The organism is Acidiphilium iwatense (assembly GCF_021556475.1).
Taxonomy (GTDB): domain Bacteria; phylum Pseudomonadota; class Alphaproteobacteria; order Acetobacterales; family Acetobacteraceae; genus Acidiphilium; species Acidiphilium iwatense.
Window position 1 is genome coordinate 1 of record NZ_JAKGBZ010000106.1, and the last position, 3,593, is coordinate 3,593.

At 61.4% G+C, this 3,593-nt stretch carries 4 protein-coding genes, 2 pseudogenes and 1 riboswitch; of the genes and pseudogenes, 3 read left to right on the forward strand and 3 right to left on the reverse strand.

The annotated features are described in order from the left end of the window. The first annotated feature begins 126 nt into the window (after positions 1–126). Entirely contained in the window at positions 127–288 is a 162-nt protein-coding gene (locus tag L2A60_RS20010; RefSeq protein WP_235706222.1) for a hypothetical protein, read from the forward strand. 95 nt (positions 289–383) lie between these two features. Continuing rightward, on the forward strand, positions 384–1,058 hold the full coding sequence (locus L2A60_RS20015) for a recombinase family protein (RefSeq protein WP_235706223.1): 675 nt from the start codon (positions 384–386) through the stop codon (positions 1,056–1,058). Here L2A60_RS20015 and L2A60_RS20020 read toward each other — a convergent pair. Further along, positions 944–1,522 (reverse strand): IS66 family transposase, encoded by a 579-nt coding sequence (locus tag L2A60_RS20020; RefSeq protein WP_407932578.1) that lies wholly within the window; start codon positions 1,520–1,522, stop codon positions 944–946. The genes L2A60_RS20015 and L2A60_RS20020 overlap by 115 nt on opposite strands. Positions 1,523–1,641: 119 nt before the next feature. Then, positions 1,642–1,741, forward strand: a riboswitch (glycine riboswitch). 135 nt (positions 1,742–1,876) lie between these two features. Between L2A60_RS20020 and L2A60_RS20025 the strand changes: the two genes are divergently transcribed. Next, the gene (locus tag L2A60_RS20025; protein WP_235706224.1) at positions 1,877–3,139 is read left to right on the forward strand and encodes a D-amino acid dehydrogenase; all 1,263 of its coding nucleotides are present in this window, start codon (positions 1,877–1,879) and stop codon (positions 3,137–3,139) included. A 79-nt stretch (positions 3,140–3,218) separates the two neighbouring features. Here L2A60_RS20025 and L2A60_RS20030 read toward each other — a convergent pair. Both L2A60_RS20030 and L2A60_RS20035 read right to left on the reverse strand, forming a co-directional pair. Further along, positions 3,219–3,468: pseudogene (locus L2A60_RS20030) on the reverse strand (ISAs1 family transposase); the annotation flags it as partial. A 16-nt stretch (positions 3,469–3,484) separates the two neighbouring features. Beyond that, positions 3,485–3,593 (reverse strand): annotated as a pseudogene (locus L2A60_RS20035) (IS5/IS1182 family transposase); the annotation flags it as partial.

Below are 3,593 nucleotides of genomic sequence, written 5' to 3' on the forward strand. Positions count from 1 at the left end.
GCAACTCTCCCCATAGTTGCCTCACGGCCCGCGGTTTCGTTCAATCCGGTTTCAATGAGGTCGCCCTCAACCTCGTGCCACGGCGCCAACGGTGCGCGACCTCACAGAAACCTTTAGATTCCGTTCATGAGCACGCCGTTCTTCACCGGACCGGTCGCCAAACATCTGGGCGGCGCCGATGTGACCTGGATCGTCGGTCTGCTGGTCGGGTCGGGGGTCTATTATGCGCTGATGCGTGCGAGGACGCGTGTACCTCACGAATCCCCTCGTTTCACTGACCCGGTATAGTGCCGATTCGCAATCCCGATAATCGGCTAATTGCAGCACATCTCGAGAAGAGTTGGGAAGCGGCATAACGTCGCCTCGAGGCGTGCCAGGCGCGGTTGGAGGCGGTGCAGGCTTCTGATCCGGCCGCCCCGTCGCCAGACTTCTCGGATTTGGCCGACGATCCTGATGCCGCATGGAACGCGCCTGGCGCGACCATGCGGGCGCGCCAGCGGCTCCTGCGCGCGCTCATCACCGACATCATCGCTAACGTCGACGAAGCCAAACGTGAGGTCGTCCTGACGATCCATTGGCGCGGCGGACAGCATTCGCAATTGCGAGTGCGGAAGCCAAAAACCGGCGAACATGGCTGCCGAACCTCTGACGAAGCGATCGCGGTGATCAAGAGCATGGCCAGCCGATGGTCGGACGCGGATATCGCTGCGACATTGAACCGAATGGGCATGCCGACGGGCCAAGGAAAGACCTGGACGGCGCACCGCGTCAGTTCGCTCCGGCGGGTGCGTGGGATACATGCCTATCGATCCGCCGAAAAAGATGGCGAATGGCTGACGATGACCGAAGCCGCTGCGACAGTCAGCGTGACCCACCACCGGATCAGACGGCTCATCGCAGATCGCATTATTACCGCTGAGCAAGTCGTGCCTGGTGCTCCCTATCAGATTCGCGCCGCCGATCTCCAGGATGATCGCGTCCTCGCCGCGATCAAGCGAACAGGCGGTCCGTGTCGCACCGGTTTTGAAAACCAACTTCCAATGTTTCCAGACACTTGAAAAGGATAGGCATAATGAACGCCTCGTCGCGGAGCTGTGCCGCAGAACGGCCGATCGTCCCGCACGAAAGTCCACAATCGATCGGTCCGGGTGCGCCCGAGGCCGGGCGCCAGGACCGCAACCGGCGTGCCGTCCCCATGGATTTTCTCTGCGGTGAACACATGGGCACGGATGCCATCGGCGATTGGCGTCAGCAACCACGCTGCCTGGCCGGCATAATCGGCGAGCGTCGAGCGGGGCAGATCAATACATTCGCGCGCATAAATTTCACTCTGCCGATACAGCGGCAAATAATCGAGATATTTCGACATCACGATCATCGCGAGCAGCGAGGGTGTCGCACGGCCACGCGGGATCGGCAGGTTGGGAGCCGGAGCCTGCGCGATCGCATCGCAGCGCTTGCAGGCATATTTCGGCCGGACATGCCGGACCACCTGGAACCGGCCGGGAATGTAGTCATGCACTGCTTGGCAGATTACATCTCGGCCAATTTCGCGTAGTACGAGAGGAGGAGCATCGTTGCCACGGCACGCTAATAATTGCTGTTTGCAACAGGCTTGACCCGCCGCGGCGGCTCTGGCATAGGCGCATTGTGGGAGAGTTCGCGGCGGCTACCGGCCAAAGCGACGCCGAAGGGGCAACCGCCCCGGAAACCCTCAGGCAGAAGCGACCGCGACCGGACTGGAACTCTGAAAAGCGGAGCGGCAGCTCCCGCCGATGGTGTAAGTCTTCGCCCCGTGCCGGGGTGCGACGAAACTCTCAGGCCTATGACAGAGGGGGCATTTGAATACCCGCTGCGGGCGGGTGGGAGAATGCGCATGTCCACCTCTGATTGTCAGGCTATTGCCGTAATCGGCGCCGGTATCATCGGTGTCACGACGGCCTATAACCTGGTCCGGCGCGGCCACCGCGTCGCGCTTTTTGACCGACAGCCCTACGCGGCGATGGAAACCTCCTTTGCCAATGGCGGACAACTTTCAGCCTCGAATGCTGAGGTGTGGAACAGTTGGACGACGGTGTTGAAGGGATTGAAGTGGATGATGTCCCCCGGGGCACCGTTGTTGGTGAACCCGAAGCCTTCCTGGCACAAGCTTTCCTGGATGGCCGAGTTCCTCGCTGCTATCCCCAGATACGAGGAGAACACGGTCACCACTGCTCGTTTGGCGATCGAGGCGCGCGGGCATCTGCGACGGATGGCTGAGGAGGAAGGTATCGACTTCGATCGCGAGGACCGCGGCATCCTCCACTTCTACGAGACGAAACGAGAGTTCGAAGCGGCCGGTAGGGCCACCGAGCTCCTGGCTAGGGGCGGGGTGGAGCGTCGCGCCATCACTCCTTCTGAAATGCGTGCGATCGAACCGGCACTGCGCGGCACCTATTACGGCGGCTTCTACACCCCGTCGGATTTTACCGGCGACATCCACAAATTCGCTACCGGTCTCGCTCTCGCCTGCACGCGCCATGGCGTGACCATGCGCTTGGCGACGGAGGTGGTTTCCGCCACGGCGGGTACCGAAAGCGTCACCATCATCAGCCGTTCTACCGAACCAACGCTAAATGACGCTCCGCAACCGGAGGAGGTCGGGAGCTTCGACAAGGTGGTGGTCTGCGGTGGCGTGCTGTCGCGGCAACTCGGTCGGTCGTTAGGAGACCGCATCAACGTCTACCCGGTGAAGGGCTACTCCATCACCGTCAATTTGACCGAGGGCGCCGACCAGCAGGCCGCGCCCTGGGTAAGCCTGCTCGACGACAAGGCCAAGATTGTGACCAGTCGCCTGGGCCCGACGCGCTTTCGTGTGGCCGGGACGGCCGAATTCAACGGCTACAACCGAGACATCCGAGCCGAGCGTATCGCGCCGCTGATCGCCTGGTGCCGGGCGCATTTCCCGGGCATGAGCACGCGCCAGTGTGTGCCCTGGACCGGTTTGCGCCCGATGATGCCAAACATGATGCCACGCGTCGCACGCGGGCGGAACCCGCGCGTTTTCTACAACACTGGGCACGGTCACCTCGGCTGGACGCTCTCCGCGGCCACGGCCGATGCCGTGGCCGCGCTCGTGACCGCTCGTGCGAATACTTGATAGCAAAGCCGGGTGCTCAGGGCTATCGCATTTGAGCTGAGCCGAATGCGGCAAGGAGCTTGATCAGGAGCGCATCATTTCATCCTGCGTGTTTGAGTTTTCCTTTCATGGATACTTTCGAGTCTTCGAGTTTTGCGAGGTTAAGGGCGAGACGGCGCAGGAGGGCGATGTTTTCTGGCCCGTGATCCTTGCGGTTTCTGGCCTGATCCTCGTTCATGGTGACATCGAGAACCCAGTGCCAGAGCGTTTTCGATGCCCCAATGGGACCGGACGACCGCATTGAAGCGTTCGCTGGAGAGTGCGGTGCTGAGCAGGTAGTAGGCGGTCTCATACTAGGGTGTGGTGTCAATTAAGCCAGATAGCGGTGGCGGTGAGGTGGACGCCTGCGAGGAAGTTTCTGGCGGTTTTGTCGTAGCGCGTTGCAATGGCGCGGAATTGCTTGAGTTTGGCAAAG

Coding starts and splice junctions, on each gene's coding strand:
- L2A60_RS20025 (WP_235706224.1), top strand. CDS start 1,877: ATGTCCACCTCTGATTGTCAGGCTATTGCCGTAATCGGCGCCGGTATC.
- L2A60_RS20010 (WP_235706222.1), top strand. CDS start 127: ATGAGCACGCCGTTCTTCACCGGACCGGTCGCCAAACATCTGGGCGGC.